This window comes from Ornithinibacillus jepli, assembly GCF_047228935.1.
Classification (GTDB): domain Bacteria; phylum Bacillota; class Bacilli; order Bacillales; family Amphibacillaceae; genus Ornithinibacillus.
In genome coordinates, this window is sequence record NZ_JBFEGG010000002.1 from 319,035 (window position 1) to 338,988 (window position 19,954).

A 19,954-nucleotide genomic window follows, 5' to 3' on the forward strand; every position below is an offset into this window, starting at 1 on the left:
TTTAACAGCCACAAGATACATCCGTATTATTAGAACTTTTACGGAATAAACAACATAATTCCTCAGATAGCGTCTTATTCATGACCTCATGATTGATGGAATAATAATGCCAAGTGCCCTTCTTTTCTCTTTGAATCAAATCTGCTTGCATTAATATTTTCAAATGATACGAAAGCTTCGATTGCGCCATCTCCATCTCTTCCTCTAAATCACATACACAGCAAGAGTCTTCTGTTGATACAGCTAATAAGTTTAGTAGCTTTAACCGTTTCTCATCGGCTAAGGCTTTAAATATCTTTTCGTATTGCTGAAACGTTTCTTGCAATTCCGCTGTTGCCATTTATATCCTCCTTTAATACATCAATTATTTTTGATATTTAAAGTATACATCAAATATTTTTGATATACAACTATCTTAAATCAAATTTTTTTGATATTTTAATTATATTCCACTTCATAAAGGAATAATGGTTACCTGTACCGAATTTATCTATAAAGAGAATCAAAAAGAAACGAGGGAAATCAATGGATATTCTTGTCTTAGGGGGAACGCGTTTTTTAGGTAGGTTTATTGTGGAATACGCTTTGGAAAAAGGGCATAGTGTAACACTTTTTAATCGAGGGAATAACACAGATATCTTTCCAGATTTGGAGCAATTAATAGGAGATCGTAATGGTGAGTTAGAAGTGCTGCAAGGGAGAGCTTGGGATGCGGTGATTGACACTTCTGGGTTTATCCCGAAGCAGCTTGAGACTTCGGGTCGAGTACTAAAAGACGTGAACCATTATACATTTATTTCTACTTGTTCTGTTTATCAAAATAATGCTGACCCTGGAATCGATGAGGGTGGCGATGTTCTTACGTTATCAGAGGAAAAGCTAGCAGAAATAACGAATAGCGAGGACAAAGCACAACTAGGGCAATTTTACGGACACCTAAAAGCAATGAGCGAGAAAACTATCGAGAAGGAGCTTCCGGGCAAGGTATTAACGATTCGTCCTGGTTTAATTGTAGGGCCATTTGATTATACCGATCGTTTTGCCTATTGGGTTAATCGTGTTGCAAAGGGTGGAGAAGTTCTTGCACCTGGAAGACCAGAGCGACCAATACAGTTCATCGATGTGCGCGATTTAGCTAAATGGACAGTTGAATTAGTAGAAAGAAAGGTTACAGGAACCTTCAATGCGCTAGGACCAGATTATGAACTGCCAATGAAGGAGTATCTGGAAGCTTCTAAAAAAGTTTCGAACAGTGATGCCACATTTACATGGGTTCCTGAGAAATTTTTACTCGATAATGAGGTTGGTCCATGGGGCGAAATGCCACTTTGGGTTCCAGAGGATTTCCCTCTTGTTGAGGGAGAGCGACCTTGGAGAGGGTTTATGGCTTTTTCGAATAAAAAAGCAGTTGTTGAGGGGCTAACATTCACTCCTATCACAGAGACAGTTCAAGCTGTATTGGAATGGGAGAAAACCCGGGAGCCATCTGAACAGAAGCTAGCTGGAATGAAGCCGGAGCGTGAGGTAGAGTTGTTGAAGTTGTTTAAGGAAACAAAGTAAGACCTTAAAGATAACTTGGAAAAGATCAAAGGTGGGATAAATGATGAAATCTATGTTTGAATATAACTGGCAAGTTCGTAATGAATGGTTTTCCTGGTGCGAGGAAGTACCAAAAGAGGAATTACTGAAGGAAAGAATTGGTGGTGTTGGCGGAATCCTTAAAACGCTTTATCATATCATCGATGTGGAATATAGCTGGATTTGCGAAATGCAAGGTCAAATACCGAAAAAACAAGAATTTCATGCGCCGTTCGAATCATGGGCTACACTAGAAAAAATGAAAGATCTATCTAATTTGTATCACCAAAAGGTAATAGATTTTGTCTTAGCATGGGACCCCAAGATGGAACAAGAGTATATTACCGAGCAAAATGCAGATGGAGAAATAGAGATTTTCAAGTTTGGGGAAATCATGCGTCACGTCATTGCACATGAAATACATCATATTGGTCAGTTATCTGTTTGGTCACGAGAATTAGGAAAAAAGCCCGTAACAGCCAATCTAATCCGCAGGGGGTTGTTTTAACTAAAACAGCTTTAAGTGAAGCTAAAAGGTTATTTTGGGTGAAATTTTTTGTTGATTGGAGTATGTAATGTGTTGAAATTTACTAGTTTTCGTTCCATTTGGTTAGGAAACGCGACCTCCGAATTAGGAGGTGCGCTGTTTACGGCTTGTATTTCCATATTAGTCTATGAATTAACGGGATCTACTACAGCACTTGGGTCGGTGTGGCTAATCTATTACATCCCCTCTTTCTTCATGCAGCTTTTTATTGGGCCTTATATTGACCGGTTTAGCCGGAAGTGGATGATGATTCATTGCCAGCTAGTTCGTATGGTTCTAGCAGTGTTGTTATTACTTCTCCTCTCTTTTAATAGTTTTACGATTTCCTTTATATTTATCATTCAGGTAATAGTTGGGCTGATTATGCCTATTTTTAGCCCCGCTAATCAAGCGATCCTCCCCACTGTTATGGAAAAAGAAAAGTTAGCTAAAGCTAACGCTTCTCTAGATAGCACCCGCCAAGTGATGGTGATTATGGGGCCAATTATAGCCGGATTTTTTGTAGATTATTTGGCGGTAGAATGGGTTTTACTTATCATTGCGGTTGCTTTTGCGTTGAGTGCTTTATTACTAGTTTTCGTAAAGGAAAACTATCAGAAATCAAGTGTAAGGAGACCTTGGATCAAAGAATTCCGCGAAGGTCTGGCGTCTTATTTTGAACATAAATTGATCGTTTGGCTTGGGGTGTTTTTCGGATTTGTTCAGTTCGGTGTTGGGGTAACGATTGTCACGACGATTCCTTATATAACAAGTATTTTAGAACAACCATACTCTGCTTACGGGATATTTATGGCTGGTTTTCCAATCGGTTACACGATCGGCGCTATCATTAATCGCCAGTTCTTGAATGTAAAAGGGATTGGCATTTTATTTACCGCTCTCTTTATTGGTGGATGTACGTATCTTGCATTAGGCTTTACTCCATGGTACACACTGGCTGTTCTGACGGAAGTAATTGCCGGAATGGTTATTGCGATTTTCAATATCTATAACATTACCTTAATCCAACAGGCAATCCCGAATCATCTCATGGGGAAGGTTACTTCGGTGCGTTTATTAATTATGCGGACGATGCTGCCTCTGGGGATATTGTTTGCTACTTTGATTTCTCCTTACGTTAGTATTCGAACATTATATTTCGTAATTGGTAGTGTGATTTGTGTTACAGCAATTTCTGGTTATTTCTATTTAAAACAGAGAAATGTGGTAGTTACCTGATTATGTTCAATCGATTCAAGGATTTAGCGTTTTAATTTTCTAATTATGATACTATATAGTTGAAACACAGAATACATAAGGGGGATGTCTTCATGACTAAAAAAAGTTACATCGCCTACTGGATTATTGGGGTAATCATTGGACTATTTATTTTACCAGCCTTTTTAGAATGGTTAGGGGTTCCGTCATTTGCGGATGTCTTGGAATTGGTTTTCGGTGAACCGAATCTTGTTAATAGATTAATAGTAGGGGTATTGCTAGTAATCTCGTTAGTTTGGATTAGCCGGGTTATATATAAAGGTTATAAGAACATAGCCTAGCAGGGAGGAACATGACCTATGAGCGACTGTAAAATCGAAACTATTGTGGGGTGTATGGGAACTACGGAAGAAACTTACCAAATCCAAAAGATTCAAACCGAACATCGGATTAGGCTAGTTGATTCTTGGAATATAAAAGCTGGAAGTAAAATCCTCGAAATCGGTTGTGGACAGGGTGATACTACAGCTGTGCTTGCATATTATACTGGTGAAGAGGGCTTTGTTCAGGCAATTGATATTGGCTCTCCTGCATATGGAGCTCCAATTACTCTTGGGGAGTCCGCAGAATACTTGATGAATTCTGCGCTTGGTAAGCAGATTAAGATTGAATTTAATGTAGATGTATTATCTCCAGATGTTCATTTTCTTGAGCTTGAGTTTGATTATATTGTGTTTTCCCATTGTTCCTGGTATACGAAGTCTACCGATGAGCTGTTACAAATACTGAAGAAGGTTAAATCATGGGGCAAGCAACTTTGTTTTGCCGAGTGGAGCACTACCATTAGTTCGATTGAACAGTACCCACATCTACTTGCGATTCTGATTCAGGCACAGTATGAATCTTTTAAAGAAGAAAGTGTCTCGAATGTAAGAACATTACTGACTCCTAAAGATATCAGAGCGTTGGCTGAAGAAGCTGGATGGAATGTACAAGATGAAATAACGATCGATTCCCCTGAGTTACAGGATGGTAAGTGGGAAGTGGATATGCTTCTGTATGATGTTCATCAGGAATTAAATAAGCTAAATAACATGCCGGCTAAGTTAAAGGATTTGATTCGGTCTGAGGTTCAGTTGCTGGAGGCTGCTTTGGAAACTGGTGAGATTAAGCCGCTTTCTGTTTATAGTTTTATTGCGGAGTAGATATAGGAAAATGAATATTCTTATTTGAAGGAGGATACAGTTTCTGTACCCTTCTTTTTAACTTTTAATGTATTCAATCGAGAAGAAGCGTGTTAAACTAACGAAAGTGAGATAATCTCTTCGTTAACTTCATTGTAGCAGCATACAGGATGACCTTTTTATTGACGTTACGGGAAAGGAATAAACCGATGAGCATAATAACTGAGGATAGCAGGAATACCATGAATACTAAACAGCATTCTACCTATATTTCATTATCTAGAGAAGAATGGTCTAATCTCTATACTAGTCCTCCTATTGATTTGTCCCAAATTGATATTAAAAATTTGCAAGGAATCGTAGGAACGCTAACGAAAGAGGAAATATATAAAATTTATTTACCACTAATTCAATACTTGTCTGTTAATATTCAGGCTACTAATTATTTGCATAAAGCTAGAAACGAATTTTTCAAGATGGATACGAAGAAGCTACCTTTTATTATCGGGGTTGCAGGAAGTGTTGCTGTCGGTAAAAGTACGACATCACGAATTCTTCAATCGTTACTTTCTAATTTACCAGATAAACCAAAGGTAGATCTGGTGACTACTGATGGATTTTTATATCCTAATGCTGTTCTGAAAGCTAAAGGGTTATCTGATAGAAAAGGGTTCCCGGAGAGCTACGACTTAAAAGCATTACTCGACTTTTTAACAGAAATTAAGTCTGGTAATCCATTTGTCCAAGCACCTGTTTATTCCCATTTACACTATGACATCTTGCCGGATGAATATCATGATATTTGTCAGCCAGATATTGTGATTATCGAAGGAATTAATGTGCTGCAGACACCTAAACCTGTTGGAGATAGTATTCCGAGCAGATTTGTATCGGACTTCTTTGATATTTCTATTTATGTCGATGCAGATGAACCGCATATTCTCGAGTGGTATTTGGAACGATTTAAATTGTTAAAAGAGACTGCTTTCGCACGTCCAGAATCTTATTTCCATCGTTATGCGGATTTAACGGATACCGAAGCAGAGGCTACTGCAACAGATATTTGGAATCGCATTAATAAAGTGAATTTAGAGGAAAATATTCTTCCTACTAAGTACCGTGCAGATATTATTATAGAGAAGAATCGTGAGCATGCGGTCGAGAGAGTTCGGGTTAGGAAGATTTGATTAACGAGGCTGTCAAAGAAGACAGCCTTTTCGATTTTAAAACAATTATTCTACCTTTAATTATAGTCACCTTATTCTTCTCATTGGACCCTTTGTAACATTTCTGTAATACTTGTAACATTATACTCCTAAAATCTTAAACCTCCATCTCCTTAAATAAACATAGCGGCTCTTTATTGATGTTAATTTATAACAAATAGGATAATTCATTTCACGTAAACAAATTTATGACAACGTCAATTAACCACCATATAAATGAAAAAAATACCCATTCCGCAATTATAATAACTAGTTAACTTAATCTACTCTTAATATTGCATTAATAAAGTTTCTTGTAAAAACCCTTACAATAAAAGAGTAAACACTCTTGATAAGAAGGTGAAAAATGATGAAAGAAACTATCTATGACTATGAAGATTTATTGGAAATGCTAGACTCACTTTTGAGAGAGCCTGCACAGTTTTGGGACAACTTTTACTCTGATCGGAAGAAGGGAATTCCTTTCTTCGTCAATTCTCCGGACGAAAATTTAGTATCTTATTTTGACAAAGAGATGATATCACCAGGTAAAGTTCTGGAACTTGGTTGTGGTCCGGGACGTAATGCAATCTATCTTGCACAAAGAGGGTGTAAGGTTGATGCCATAGATTTATCCGAAGAATCCATTAAATGGGCAAGAGAGCGTGCTGCCGAAAAACAAGTGGAAGTAAATTTTATTAACGAAGACATTTTTGGTTTTAATTTAGAAGAAGGTTCCTATGATATTGTTTATGATTCAGGATGCTTTCATCATATTACACCCCACCGGAGGATGAGTTACATAGATTTGGTCAGAAAAGCTTTAAAACCTAATGGCTACTTTGCCATCACTTGTTTTCTTCAAGGCGGTCAGTTAGGTGGAGCAGAAATATCAGATTGGGAGGTTTATAGGTTACGTAGCCTTCAAGGGGGATTGGGTTATACAGAGGAGAAATTAAGGGAGATATTTAAGGAATTTAAGGAACTTGAAATAAGAAAAATGATGGTCTTTGAACAACCTCATGCCCTATTTGGTGTACCAGACTTTTTGACTGCTATATTTCAAAAATAAGCCTCCTATAAGTTATAATTGTATAAATCTATTAATTCAGTTCTTGCTGTATTAATTACGGGGGTTTTCATCCTGAGAATAATAAAATATAGTTTACTTGTCATAGTAATAGTAGCAGTCGGAGCAATATGGTTCTTTAATATATCATTAACTTCTTTACCTACTACGTTTTCAAGCGTGTTAAAAGAAGAGCTTACCAATAATGATCATATTGTTTTCGATATTGATAATATTGACTATGAAAGAATTCAAAACTTAGAAATTAAAAAGGCATATGAGGGTGAACCTGTTTTAATTGAGGATAAGGATGCAATTCAATCCATTCTTAATAGGTTATTTCATAACGACTTACGCATTTATGATGGTGGTAGAATCGATTTTGATAGTATCGAGTATGATTTATCAATCAACTTTTATGGTTATAATTATAGAATAATTGTTGGTGATGATTATATTCATAGTAATGAAGAGCTATACAAAGTTTTGGATGAACAGAACGATTTATATGATTATGTTGAATCGTTGTATTCCGAGAAAGAAAGCTTTTAATGTACCGATGACTTAGTTATCGGTATATTTCCCTTATAGACATAACACTCTTGTCTACCCTTCTCACTCAATTAGTGGGTAAAGTAATCTGTTGACGACTTTACCCAACTAATCTCATTTAGTATGCTAATTAGCAGCAACATGATTCTTCTTTCGCGTTAGAAGTTCCGCAACAAGAATCTTCATTTATTACTACTGCCTCTTTAGAATCGACACTACAACAGCTGGACGTTTTAACCTCTTGGGATGTTCCTTTTTTAATAAAGTTCATTTTAACATCACCTCCTTTCATTATGGTTATAAATCCAAAAAAATTGATTTAATGTCGTTAGGTTTACAACATACTAGGATTTTTCACTATATGAAACACAAGGTCACTAACGATTTCCAGAGCCTTATAGATTGGTTGGACGTATAATTGCTGGAACGTATCCTCCGGTGTATGTATTCCTCTTTGGTTTGGATCTATTGGTTTTTGACCTAATCCGATCGCTGGGATTTGCTTTTCCTGGAATGCTACGGAATCCTCACTTCCATATATCCAAGTTGCTTCTACTTCATGTTCGGAGATAATTTTTGCAGATAAGTCAGCTAGCCACAACCCAGGCTCCTTATGTCCAGTTCGCATTTTACTTAACTCTGGCTCATATCCAACTCCGTCAATATTAATTACTGCCGAAACAGGAAGTTGCGTATTTTTAACAAAATGTCTTGCACCTAGTAAGCCTGATTCTTCCCCAGTAAAAAATGCAAAGGTTACATTAAATGGTAGCTCTTGTTGCACCAGCCTTCTCGCCATTTCTAATACGATCGCAACACCTGAACCGTTATCAACCGCTCCAGGAAATCTATGTCCGTCTGGGTCATCACCTAAATGGTCGTAGTGAGCAGATAACACAAGCGTTTTAGAAGAATCTCTTCCAGGTATATGGCCAATTACATTCTGACAGGTTTGATAATCCGATATTAGCGGTAATTTAATCTTTACTTTTTCCCCTTGTAAATCTTCTAGTCCTTTAACCAACGATTTCCGAACCCGTAACACAGGAATACTATCTTCTTTTGATCCGTGTAATCCTTTTATGAACCATTTAGGTTCTCCACCTTCAATTAATAGTGCTAACACACCCTCTTCCTGTGCCCCTTTGACAGTTGCAGCCATATCTAACCCATCTGGCTTTTCTGGGATTAAAACAACCTTATTTTTTAGTAAGTTTGAATCCACCTGATCACCATCACGTACTACTAATAGTTCTCCTTCTACATCATTACCCCTTTGACTTAAAAATCTTGAAACCTCTCCGAAATCAACACGATGGGTCAATGTTTTCCCACCAATAGATACTTCCACTTTTCCATGTAACCTTGCCGCAAAAATATCTATGTAAGAAAAGTATTCATCCTCTCCCGCTGGACTAATCCCAAGTGAAGATAATTCACCGGCAATATATTGGGCTGCTTTTCTTGCACCTTCCGATCCCGATACCCTTCCTTTTGTTTCTTCCCCTGCTAAGTACTCCAGATCCTTTATCACGTTTCTTCCCCCTTATTAATCAAAATAATTTGATTAATATAAGAATATCTCACTTTAATCTTCGGCGCAATAAATAAATCAAATTTTTTTGATTTATTTATTGACCCACGACTTCAATGATCTTAAAATAATACAAAGAGGTGATTTTATGAAAATGAACATTCCTTTACAAGATATCTCAAAAGAAAAAGTTTTTGAGAATTATGAAGCAAAGTTTAAAGCAATTGCCGATAAAAAACGATTACAAATCATGAACATTCTTACTGAAAATGGCGAGATGTGTGTTTGTGATATAACACCATTAATGGGGATGACCCAATCAAAATTATCGTATCATCTAAAAATATTATTAGATGCTAATATCATTACTAAGAGAACAGAAGGTACGTGGAGTTATTACAATTTGAACCAGACAGAAATTAATCGCTTATTGTCAGAAGAGCTCTGCTGTTTATTCCGACCAACTTCTTGTTGTTAAGTAAAACGTGAAAACACAGCTAGTTAAAGTCTAGCTGTGTTTTTGAACTTACTTACCTCTTAAACACCCGATCCCCATCATAACTATACACCGTCAACTTATCATCCACATACGTCTCCATATAAACCTTCCTACCCCACAGCTGATAAATATAAGGCAGTACATTTTCTAAATAATGAAGGTCAAGCTCCGTACCCTCATACCCATGCACCAAGTAGAGCTCGCCATTGCGCAAATAATCTCCATCAACAACACTGATATAGGGGAAACCACCATTCACACGCATAGATACCAGTTGGTCACGGACATTTTCATAGTCCTTATCCGAGATTCGATAGTAAGCACCCTGCTTTTCAAATAAGTACAGGTCCTCTCGCTCCACTAATTCCTTCGTTAAATAGTTTCGGATAAAGGAGATGTCTGATTCAATCTCGCGTACTTCAAAAATCTTTTCTCGACCAGAGCCTGGTTTTACTCCTCGTTCTTTCATTTCTTCGGTTGGGTTGTTGTAGCGTTCTTCGATATCTTCAAAAATTTTTAAGCCTAGGTAGTACGGGTTGATTTGTTGTTTGGACGGTTGGACAACGGCGGAGTTTAGTTTGGCGAATTCTACGGTTTCATCGGATGTTAGGTCTAGTTCTCGCATGATACGTTGGTGCCAGTAGGAAGCCCAGCCTTCGTTCATGATTTTCGTCTCTAACTGTGGCCAGAAATACAGCATTTCCTCCCGCATCATCGTTAAAATATCACGCTGCCAATCTTCTAACTCACGACTATAATGCTCAATAAATAACAACAAATCCTTCTCCGGCTTAGGCGGGAACTTCTTCCGCCTTTTCACTCTCGGTTTCTCCTCTTCTTCCTTTTCATCTAGATCCCATAAATCATCATAAGGAGATGCTGTCTTTTTAACTGGTGACTCCTCCTCATCCCAAACATATTCCGGAAGCTTAGGACGAACGATAGACGGATCGATATGCTCTTGGATGGCAAGAACCGCATCCAGGAATTTCTCTACTTCTTCTCTTCCATGTATTAGTTCATAATGTGCGATTCGTTCGGCGGTCGCGGTCATACTTTCGACCATATCTCTTCTCGTATTGGAAAAACGAATATTATTTTTAAAGAAATCACAATGTGCTAAGACGTGTGCAATAATTAATTTATTTTGAATCAAGCTATTCGTGTTTAACAAGAAGGCATAACACGGATCTGAATTTATCACTAGCTCGTATATTTGACTTAAGCCTAAATCATACTGCAGCTTCATCCGGTGAAATTGTTTTCCAAAACTCCAGTGGGAGAATCGCGTCGGCATACCATATGCTCCAAATGTATAAATGATATCAGCAGGGCAAATTTCATAGCGCATCGGGTAAAAATCCAACCCAAAGCCTTCCGCAATCTCCGTAATATCTGCTATTGCTTTGTGCAGCTCTTTTGCATCGGTCAATGATGATCCCTCCAAAATATGCTTTATACAGTTTATGAGAGAAAAGAGGAATGATGAACAAGAGAAATGAATATGCATAAATCGTAACAATTACTATTTACAAATCGTAACCATTTCGATATAATTAAGTTTGAACTAATTAAGGGAGCGGTTTAATTTGAAAAATACCTGGATTTTTACTAGTTTGATAGGTTTACTATTACTTTTAGCTGCATGTGGCACTACTGGGGAGAATACATCTTCAGCTGGTGACGCTCAAGATACAGTAACGATTGTTACATCCATTTATCCATTAGAAGATTTCACGAAAAAAATCGGTGGAGAACATGTTCAAGCGACGACACTTATCCCTCCTGGGGCGGACAGTCATACGTATGAGCCTACTTCTAAAGAAATCTTAGAAATCGCAAAGGCTGATGCATTTATTTATAACGGATTAGGTATGGAAACGTACGCAGAAAAAATCAGTGAAACATTGAAAGATGAAGCTGTTGTCATGGTGGAAGCTGCGCATGGTATTGAAGCTATTGCCCATGAGCATGAGTACGAAGGTGAAGAAACGCATGAACATAGTGAGGAAGAAGCTCACGATCACGAGCATGATGAAGAGGAACATGACCATGAGCATGAGGAAGATGCAACTCATGAAGAGGAGCATGATGACGGTCATAACCATGGCGATCAAGATCCGCACGTTTGGATTGATCCTTATCAAGCTATCGTTCTTGCAGAAAACATTAAAAATACACTTGTTGAATTAAAGCCAGAAGCAAGTGATACGTTTGAGGAAAACTTTGAAACATTGAAACAAGACTTATTAGAACTAGATGAAACGTTTCATCAATTAGTAGATTCGAAGGAAAATCCTGAGATGATTGTTTCTCACGCAGGATATGGCTATTGGGAGAAAAGCTATGGGATTAAATCGATTCCTATTGCCGGATTATCATCTAGTCAAGAACCTTCCCAAAGCGACTTAACTAAACTTATTCAAATTGCGAAAGAAAAGGAATTAAAATACGTTATCTTTGAACAAAACGTAACTCCGAAAGTTGCAAAAGTAATCCAAGATGAAATTGGTGCAGAAGCACTTTATTTGCATAACTTATCTACATTAACGGAAGAGGATATTGCAAATGGCGAGGATTACTTTAGCTTAATGGAAAGAAATATCGAGACTCTAGATAAAGCATTGAGATAAATTTCGAACAAAAACACTTGGAAATGGGGACCGATCCCAATTCCAAGTGTTTTTATATTCTCCCTATTATATTCCCTCTTCCGCTCCAGCGGAATTTCAGCTATTTTGATTCTATTTTATATACAGATTTCCAATTGAAAGGGTATGGATTACATTTTATTTTTTTATCATCTAATCTAATCCCCTACTAATCAGCAAAATTTCCGTAAATCATCATTTAATTTCCGTGCTTGATCTTTGAAGTAAAGATAGAAGGCAATCCAAAAAGCTGCAAATACGACGGCGGCGATAAGGATTGCAAGTAAAATATTTGTTGTTGTAAATGACATCCATCCAATACTCAATGCTAGAATTAGGTACAAAATGAAAACTGTTAGAAAATGAAGAATCGTCTGCTGCATAAGTTTCAATTTTCTAATGTCATAGTATAAGGAACCGATAGTAATAAGCCATCCAAAGATGATGGACCCTATTGAATCTTTCAAAAACATACTTCCATCAATTGAATCAAAGCCGCCAACCAAAATATATAAATTGGTGGTAAAAACTGCAATAAAGGCTCCGAAGAAAATACCGATGAAGCTACGAGTGATAAATTTTTTCATTCTACTTTCCTCCTATTTAGTTTCAACACTTCTTTAATCATAGGGACATACGTACGAGACACATATTCTTTTGCTCCAGATTTGAAATAGACGCAGAGTGTACCATTAAATGACGCTTCAAATCGACTCAATTCATGCAAATTGGCAATAACCGACTTAGATAGACGGATAAACTCATTAGATGGGAGTAGAGCTTCAAGCTCATATAGCTTCTCCTTCAAAGTAAAAGAACCGTTTTTCGTTACGGCCATAACCTGTTCTTTTTCCGTATGGAAATAGTGAATTTCTTCCGGTTTCAGGATATGTTGCATTTCTCCTCTTTTCCCAACGAGAAATTCTATATCTGTTTTATGAATGAAATCTATGATATCCTGCACATTCTTATCTAGCTCAGGGCTTTCAATCGTGATTTTCGTATCTGTAAATGTCCTGTCGATATTTAATACTAATTTCAAATTTCAGACACCTCTTTTCACAACAAGTATAATCTTTTTTTGTAGTGTATGCCCATTTAATTCATTTCACCTCCTGTGCATTTTCTAACCAAATTATATGTAGAATTTCATTTTAGGTCTGCATAATTTAAGTAAGTGGAAGAAGACGAAGGGTCATTTGTCGAAAGGGGATGGTCACTTACATCGGATGGCATTTCCTTCTGGTAGGGATTCCAGTTAATGTAAAGTTATGAGATCTACGTAGTAAGACTGTAACAAGAGTTTTATCAAAAAGCATTTTTAAAAAATAAGAGCAACGCAGATTGTGTTAGCGTTGCCCTTTTAAACTATGGTACCTGCAAATTTTTATTTATTTTGTTCAACAAATTCTTTACAACCGCAATTAATGAAGAAATTCTTTAATTTTATTCGTTCTGCTCTTCTTGATATTGCTCTTCTAATTCCTGCTCTTTTTTACCTTCTTTAATTTCTTCTTTTGTCATAGGAGTAGTTTTAATACGTGGAATATTCGGTAAGGTGACGTCAACTGTGTATCTAGTACTGTTTTCATAATCCATAAAATGAGCTATATCTTTAGTTTGGTCAAAACCCAATTCCATTATAGACGAATATAAGTAGAAGAAGACAAAGTACTACAGATATAATAAGTATTTTTGTGACTTCATTTTTCTACCTACACTTCATAATTTATTGTTAGACTTCTTTCCCTGTTTAGCACAAGACCACTATAGACTTATAATAACATAATATTCAGAATAATTATCCCAAAAATAAAGACCACCAATTTGATGATCACCTTATTTAACTATTGATCCTGTAATTCTCCACTCCACCTTTTACCCATTTAATAATTAAATTGTACTTACTCCCCTCTTCTGAATATGGATTCCCACTTTCTTTCACCATTACACTCATAAGATTAATAAAATTATCGTTTATTTAAAGCAAGTCTTATTAAAATAACTACAAATAAACATAATTGAGATTGACCCCACCTCAAATAATATGTTGCAAATAAACTAGTATTTTCTGAGGACATTCCATGTTTAATAGGATTTACAGCATCCACTTTATAATAAAAATAACCAACAATTATAACACCTATTATGATGAGAATATTCAATATCCGTTTCCACGTTTTTCTCTGGTTAATATTTTCACCTCATTTACCTCTAAAGAGTCCATAGTTCTTCAACACTTTACTCCGTTAGCATAACACCTTGTAAAACATATCTGTTATACCTATCACCACTTACCTTATCAATTAAAAGCCTCGTTCAACTCCACTAAACAAATAAAACTTAGTTCTGATTCCAGAAACGCCCCAGTTTGTTTAAGTAAATTGTTCACTTCATTACTTTATGATTGAATAAATACAAATGTCAGTTAGCTTGCTGCCATCTGCGGATAAGTCATCATTTCTTAAGATTCCTTCTAATTTAAACCCTAATTTTTCTGCGATCGAACGACTACTAAGGTTTGTTGATTCACATCTTATTCCAATTCTTCTAAATTTAAGTTGTTTAAAGCCAAGGTTAATTAACTCTCTTACCGCTTCTGTCATATATCCTTTCCCACTAAATTGCGTGTTAATCCAGTATCCAATTTCACATTTAGAGACCTTCCAGTTAATTGCGTGTAAGCTAGCAGTTCCAATAAATTCGTTAGTATCCTTATGAAAGATAAGATAACGAAAGCTTTCTCTTTTCAAAAAATCTACATGGGCATTCCTCAGGATAATCTCTGTTTCTTCAACAGTAGGAATTGTTTGGAATAAACTTAACCATTGCTTTAACTCATTAATTGAATCCCTTATAGCTTCGTAGACTACATCCCCGTCACCAGCTTGAAGTGGTGCTCGAAGAATCAATCTGTCTGTTTCTAGTTGTAACGGAACATCTAATAAAATAGGATTCATATAAATTCCCCTCCCCAATACTGCTTTTTATACTCCTCACTTAACTAACCTGCGCTTAATTCAAGTTTCACTAGTTTTAGTTTATTTTACGTTTATTAACTTCAATCGTAATGAACTCCGGTAAATAGCTGGGAGTACATCCTTTTTCTACTATTTCATCTTTGTAAAGACCCGTCTTCTCACCAAGTTTCATACAACGCGCACGATTCTTTTCATCGTATACGCCTATCCAGCCTGCGGTAAAATTCATTGCCCATTGAACTTCCGGTTCCTCCTGCGTAATAGTAGCTTCTATTGCAGAAAGTAAGTCTGCAGTGTTATCAGGCGGTGTTTGTCCAGTCCATCTCAATCGCGCTTGATAATACCAGAAAGCTCGCCTTTGTAGGGCAGAAGGGCTATTTTCCCATGACTCCATCAAGATGATAGTCTTCTTGTCTTTGGTAAGCTGATTAGCCATTAACCAATCCATCAAGTTAATTCGCTCATCAAAAGTGTGAGTCTGCATATCCTTATCAAGCTTATTTAGCAAATCTTGCGTGAGAAGTTTTTTATCCATAATTAAAATTGCTAATAGTCTTGGCAAAAACTCTTCGGTTAACCAAAGTTCCATAGCTAGTTCGTGATCTTTTTTTATGTCCTTCGCAATCTTTCGTAAGTCACCTAGCTTAGTTTTACTATTGATCTGAGATAAAATGGATTCTGCTTTTGAAAGGCGTTTTATTTCGGTATCTTTATTTTCAGTCATTTTATACCACTCCTTTATTAAAAGGTACCGCATGTTGAAAGCTTTTAAAGTATTATTTTTTATCTTTTAAGTAAGGAATGATTCCAATAAATAGTATCCCCCCTATAATTTCTCAACTTCCAGCTACATTGCTTCTTAGCACAACAATTTCACATTATAATATTAACACAATATTCAAAACATATATTATAAAATTAAGGATCATCAAATTTGATGATCCCTTATATCACTACCGCTCCCATTTGTGGAATATCTTTCACATATCATTCGTAAACAGTCACTATTACTCCACCCATATTGTCACCTGAAATCACATATTCCTTATCTTTTGGTATATCAATGGTCATGTTTTCAGAAAAAGGGTAATAAGAAACAGTATAGTTTTTACCTTCTACCTTAGCCGAAACGTTCTTATTCTCCTCCAAGTAATCTAAGTATTCTTCTAAAACGAAATTCTTTTTCTTCATAATCGCACTATGCGGCAACCCGACATAGCGGATATGCCATGGTTCATATTGAATTCCCGTTATATCCGATTTATCCTCTGGATAACGTAAAATGAACCCGAATTTCCAAGCGTTGTTTTCTATCCACTCGCCTTCAGGTGCTTTAGCCATCGTCGTTTGAGTGGTTCCTACATCAAGCGATAACCCCAAATTGTGTTCGCTATATCCGGCAGGCAACGCTGCATTAGATCCCATTTCTTGATAAAGTTCCTTTTGCTCATCAAAGCTCCGGTAGCCACTAGTAATCCAGAAATTATCAACTCCATCTTTTTCTGCGGCAGCAATCATTTCCGAAAATTCAAGTGCTATATCCTCTGACAAATAAGTATCGTTATATAATACTCCGTATCCCTTTACCAATTCATTGCGCTTAAAAAGATTGACGACATCTGATTTAACACCTTCCTTTCGAACAGGATATTCACTATTGACTAAAAGCAGATTTCCTTGATATATCTGTTCTTTTGTAATTTTTATTTTTTGGGTATTATCAGCGGTCCCACTATCCTCTACTTTAGCATTTTCATATTCTACTACTTCTACGTTTATATCTACTTTTGGTTCAAAAATAGAGCCGTAATTTATGAAAACAACACACCCGCACACTAGTAATACTATTAAAAATCCCCACTTCTTCATTTTTCGGCTACCTCCTAAATCTTCCATACTTAAAAGAATAGCCAAAACTTATTAAGAAAATAGTAGGATAAATCTTAAATTTTTCTTAAGTTCATGTATTATCTTGCTTTTTCAAGCCTCTACCTTTATTTTATAAGGATAATTCGGAATAGTAATGAGCTTCGTATTATCTCCATTAATTGTCACGCAGATTTCTGAAATAACTGGGGCTCTATTACCCATAAACCACTTTCGTTCTTTATTGACAACGATAAATAATCCATTTTCATCACCCAATGCTTTGAACTGTTCAAAATCTCGAAACACAGGAATATTAAGATCATTTAACAGCGTTTTGAATTCCTCTGGATTATCTACTGGAATACCAATTTCACTTATATTTAACAATGAAGTACCACTAAACTCTTCATCGACAAATTGATTAAGCCTTTCTCTTTCAATTAATTCCACAATATTCCCTGATGGATCCAAAAAGTAAATGGCTTTTGCGTCCCACGGACTAGGAAAATGAATTATTTCTTCTCCATCCTCTGTTAATATTTCAGTCCTCTCCTCTAGCCAATTCTTTGCTTCCATCAATCTCTTGTTCGGGATATTAAATGCAAAATGATAAAAAGAATCTTCATCACTATCCACAAATTCAAGTTTTGAATTACCAATCTTCAATGTAAATGATTGCTCATTTTCTATATACAATGGGATGCTTAGTTTTTCAACGTAAAATCTTTTCATTTCTTCTAGTTTAGATGTTAATAATGATACTTCCTTTATTTCCATACGAAACCCTCCATTCACCCTAATCGTTTTCTAAATTTTACCATGTAACAAAAAATTTCAAAAATACGAATTTCCTTTCTTTATCGATAAGTTTTTCTTATATAGTACAGACGTTCATAAAATGATATACTCCGATACTATTAGGGGTTTTTAAAAGTTTTCATCCATGTGTTGATATCTTGGGTAGGCTATTGACATACTAAATAACGAACCAATTCACTTGATTATTTCGGAGCGTTTATCATATAACCATTCCAACAAAACAAAAAAATAGTGCCAAACCCTATAGAGTTTAGCACTATATTCATACTGTTATTACTAATTACGATTTTTAACCACTCAAGCTGTAACCATCACTTTACACATATTATTCGTAAACTCAACCGGATCTTCAACAGGTAGTCCCTCGATTAGCAATGCTTGGTTGAACAGAATATTGATGAATAAGTCTAATCTTTCTTTATCCTTCTCAAAAGCATCCTTCAATGTTTGGAAGACCTCATGATTTGGGTTAATCTCTAGTACTTTATCCGCTTTTACGTGTTGATTACTATCTGGCATTGCGTTAATTACTTTTTCCATTTCAATCGAGATTTCCCCATCTGCCGTTAAACATACAGGATGAGACTTTAAGCGCTTGGAAATACGAACTTCTTTTACTTTTCCAGCTAGCTTTTCTTTCATGTATTCGAAAAGCTCCTTGTTTTCATTCGTTTCTTCCTCAGTCGTCTTATCTTCTTCCGATTCAATGCCTAAGTCCTGACTAGAAACGGATTTAAATTCTTTTTCTTCATAGCTCATGAGCATGCGAATCGCGAATTCATCAATTTCTTCAGTGAAGTAAAGAATTTCATAGCCTTTATCCGCTACAAGCTCGGTTTGCGGAAGCTTGTCTATACGGTCAATGGAGTCACCAGTTGCATAGTAAATATACTTTTGATCCTCTGGCATTCTGGATACGTACTCTGCAAGTGTTACAAGCTTTTTCTCTTTAGAAGAGTAGAATAGCAATAGATCTTTTAATGTATCTTTGTTTGCACCAAATTCGTTATAGACTCCGAACTTCAACTGGCGTCCAAATGCTTCGAAGAACTTCTCATACTTTTCTCGGTCATCTCGCTGCAGGCTTATTAGCTGTTGTTTAATTTTCTTATTAATATTTTTCGCAATAAGCTTCAATTGTCTGTCATGCTGGAGCATTTCTCGGGAAATGTTCAGCGATAAGTCCTCCGAGTCAACTAATCCTTTCACAAAGCTAAAGTGGTCTGGAATTAAGTCAGCACATTTTTCCATAATAAGCACACCATTGGAATATAACTCAAGTCCCTTTTGATAATCCTGTGAGTAGTAATCAAACGGACGATTTTCAGGGATGAATAAAATCGCATTATATCGGATACTTCCATCTACACTTAAATGAATGTGTTTTAACGGCTTATCAAAACCATATCGTTTCTCACGATAGAAGTTTTCATAGTCTTCATCGGTTAGCTCACTCTTATTCTTTTTCCAAATCGGAACCATGCTGTTGATGGTTTCTTCCTCTTTGTAGTCTACATAATCGTCGCCGTCTTCTTCCTTCTTACTTTTCGTTACATCCATTTTGATTGGATAACGGATAAAATCGGAATACTTTTTAATGATTTCTTTTAGTCGATATTCTTCTAAGTACTCATCATACTTCTCATCTTCTGTGTTTTCTTTTAGCTGCAACGTAATTTCGGTACCGACTGTATCTTTCGTTGTTGGTTCAATCGTGTAACCGTCCGTTCCTTTCGACTCCCATCTAAATGCTTCGTCACTGCCAAGTGCTTTACTTACCACTGTTACGACATCAGCAACCATAAAGGCAGCATAGAAACCGACACCAAATTGCCCGATAATATCATGGCCATCTTTAATTTCATTTTCATTTTTAAAGCTTAAGGAGCCACTTTTTGCTATTGTACCAAGATTTTTCTCTAGTTCTTCTTGGGTCATCCCAATACCGGTATCGATAATTTTTAACGTTCTCGCTTCCTTATCTGCTTCAATCTTTATATAATAATCACTTTGATTAAACGTTAAGTTCTCGTCTGTTAATGCCTTGTAGTAAATCTTATCAATTGCATCACTTGCATTTGAAATGAGCTCACGCAGGAATACCTCGCGCTGTGAATAAATGGAGTTGATCATTAATTCTAATAATCGTTTTGACTCCGCTTTAAATTTTCTTTTTCCCATGCTTAACACTCCTTGCATTGATTAATTTCTAGCACTCTTTAGACGAGAGTGCTAACACTACCAAATAAATACCATATTTCATGAAAAG

The 19,954-nt window shown here is 36.3% G+C and carries 21 protein-coding genes; 10 read left to right on the top strand and 11 right to left on the bottom strand.

All coding sequences use genetic code 11. From position 1 onward, the window contains the following. Position 1 precedes the first annotated feature (1 nt). Entirely contained in the window at positions 2-340 is a 339-nt protein-coding gene (locus tag AB1K81_RS09520; RefSeq protein ID WP_412976423.1) for an ArsR/SmtB family transcription factor, read from the bottom strand. A gap of 185 nt (positions 341-525) precedes the next feature. Here AB1K81_RS09520 and AB1K81_RS09525 point away from each other — a divergent pair, with 185 nt between their 5' ends. The 8 genes from AB1K81_RS09525 (at position 526) to AB1K81_RS09560 (ending at position 7,332) form a co-directional block, all read left to right on the top strand. Next, positions 526-1,560, top strand: coding sequence for an NAD-dependent epimerase/dehydratase family protein (locus tag AB1K81_RS09525; protein ID WP_412976424.1), 1,035 nt, complete (start codon positions 526-528; stop codon positions 1,558-1,560). A gap of 43 nt (positions 1,561-1,603) precedes the next feature. Continuing rightward, positions 1,604-2,086 (top strand): DinB family protein, encoded by a 483-nt coding sequence (locus AB1K81_RS09530; RefSeq protein ID WP_412976425.1) that lies wholly within the window; start codon positions 1,604-1,606, stop codon positions 2,084-2,086. A 69-nt stretch (positions 2,087-2,155) separates the two neighbouring features. After that, positions 2,156-3,343, top strand: coding sequence for an MFS transporter (locus AB1K81_RS09535; protein ID WP_412976426.1), 1,188 nt, complete (start codon positions 2,156-2,158; stop codon positions 3,341-3,343). A gap of 92 nt (positions 3,344-3,435) precedes the next feature. After that, positions 3,436-3,663, top strand: coding sequence for a hypothetical protein (locus AB1K81_RS09540; RefSeq protein WP_412976427.1), 228 nt, complete (start codon positions 3,436-3,438; stop codon positions 3,661-3,663). 18 nt (positions 3,664-3,681) lie between these two features. Beyond that, positions 3,682-4,527 (top strand): class I SAM-dependent methyltransferase, encoded by an 846-nt coding sequence (locus tag AB1K81_RS09545; protein WP_412976428.1) that lies wholly within the window; start codon positions 3,682-3,684, stop codon positions 4,525-4,527. A gap of 221 nt (positions 4,528-4,748) precedes the next feature. Then, a complete protein-coding gene (gene coaA, locus AB1K81_RS09550; protein WP_412976429.1) occupies positions 4,749-5,693 on the top strand; it encodes a type I pantothenate kinase in 945 nt (314 codons plus the stop codon). Positions 5,694-6,081: 388 nt separating this feature from the next. After that, on the top strand, positions 6,082-6,783 hold the full coding sequence (locus AB1K81_RS09555) for a class I SAM-dependent methyltransferase (RefSeq protein ID WP_412976848.1): 702 nt from the start codon (positions 6,082-6,084) through the stop codon (positions 6,781-6,783). A gap of 18 nt (positions 6,784-6,801) precedes the next feature. Next, positions 6,802-7,332 (top strand): hypothetical protein, encoded by a 531-nt coding sequence (locus AB1K81_RS09560; RefSeq protein WP_412976430.1) that lies wholly within the window; start codon positions 6,802-6,804, stop codon positions 7,330-7,332. Between the two features lie 334 nt (positions 7,333-7,666). On the opposite strand, the gene AB1K81_RS09565 is transcribed toward AB1K81_RS09560, so the two are convergent. Continuing rightward, positions 7,667-8,866, bottom strand: coding sequence for a M20/M25/M40 family metallo-hydrolase (locus AB1K81_RS09565; RefSeq protein WP_412976431.1), 1,200 nt, complete (start codon positions 8,864-8,866; stop codon positions 7,667-7,669). A gap of 148 nt (positions 8,867-9,014) precedes the next feature. Between AB1K81_RS09565 and AB1K81_RS09570 the strand changes: the two genes are divergently transcribed. Next, complete coding sequence (locus tag AB1K81_RS09570) at positions 9,015-9,344, top strand: ArsR/SmtB family transcription factor (protein WP_412976432.1); 330 nt, start codon at positions 9,015-9,017, stop codon at positions 9,342-9,344. A 52-nt stretch (positions 9,345-9,396) separates the two neighbouring features. Here AB1K81_RS09570 and AB1K81_RS09575 read toward each other — a convergent pair whose 3' ends face one another. Then, positions 9,397-10,797, bottom strand: coding sequence for a SpoVR family protein (locus AB1K81_RS09575; RefSeq protein WP_412976433.1), 1,401 nt, complete (start codon positions 10,795-10,797; stop codon positions 9,397-9,399). A 157-nt stretch (positions 10,798-10,954) separates the two neighbouring features. Here AB1K81_RS09575 and AB1K81_RS09580 point away from each other — a divergent pair, with 157 nt between their 5' ends. Next, positions 10,955-11,998, top strand: a complete 1,044-nt coding sequence (locus AB1K81_RS09580; protein WP_412976434.1) for a metal ABC transporter solute-binding protein, Zn/Mn family — start codon at positions 10,955-10,957, stop codon at positions 11,996-11,998. Between the two features lie 191 nt (positions 11,999-12,189). Here the strand turns inward: AB1K81_RS09580 and AB1K81_RS09585 are convergent, their stop codons facing one another. The 8 genes from AB1K81_RS09585 to htpG all read right to left on the bottom strand — a co-directional run bounded on the left by AB1K81_RS09585 (position 12,190) and on the right by htpG (position 19,866). Then, positions 12,190-12,603, bottom strand: a complete 414-nt coding sequence (locus AB1K81_RS09585; RefSeq protein WP_412976435.1) for a DUF3021 domain-containing protein — start codon at positions 12,601-12,603, stop codon at positions 12,190-12,192. After that, on the bottom strand, positions 12,600-13,058 hold the full coding sequence (locus AB1K81_RS09590) for a LytTR family DNA-binding domain-containing protein (RefSeq protein WP_412976436.1): 459 nt from the start codon (positions 13,056-13,058) through the stop codon (positions 12,600-12,602). Before AB1K81_RS09590 ends, AB1K81_RS09585 begins: the two co-directional genes overlap by 4 nt. A gap of 404 nt (positions 13,059-13,462) precedes the next feature. Next, a complete protein-coding gene (locus AB1K81_RS09595; protein WP_412976437.1) occupies positions 13,463-13,615 on the bottom strand; it encodes a hypothetical protein in 153 nt (50 codons plus the stop codon). 797 nt (positions 13,616-14,412) lie between these two features. Further along, complete coding sequence (locus AB1K81_RS09600; RefSeq protein ID WP_412976438.1) at positions 14,413-14,976, bottom strand: GNAT family N-acetyltransferase; 564 nt, start codon at positions 14,974-14,976, stop codon at positions 14,413-14,415. 76 nt (positions 14,977-15,052) lie between these two features. Further along, complete coding sequence (locus AB1K81_RS09605; protein WP_412976439.1) at positions 15,053-15,721, bottom strand: DNA alkylation repair protein; 669 nt, start codon at positions 15,719-15,721, stop codon at positions 15,053-15,055. A 263-nt stretch (positions 15,722-15,984) separates the two neighbouring features. Beyond that, positions 15,985-16,866: a VanY-A/VanY-F/VanY-M family D-Ala-D-Ala carboxypeptidase gene (gene vanY, locus AB1K81_RS09610; RefSeq protein WP_412976440.1), complete on the bottom strand. Its 882-nt coding sequence runs from the start codon at positions 16,864-16,866 to the stop codon at positions 15,985-15,987. 111 nt (positions 16,867-16,977) lie between these two features. Beyond that, positions 16,978-17,643, bottom strand: a complete 666-nt coding sequence (locus AB1K81_RS09615; protein WP_412976441.1) for a VOC family protein — start codon at positions 17,641-17,643, stop codon at positions 16,978-16,980. A gap of 339 nt (positions 17,644-17,982) precedes the next feature. Further along, positions 17,983-19,866 carry a molecular chaperone HtpG gene (gene htpG, locus AB1K81_RS09620; RefSeq protein ID WP_412976442.1) on the bottom strand — a complete coding sequence of 628 codons (1,884 nt, stop codon included), beginning with the start codon at positions 19,864-19,866 and terminating at the stop codon, positions 17,983-17,985. Positions 19,867-19,954 lie beyond the last annotated feature (88 nt).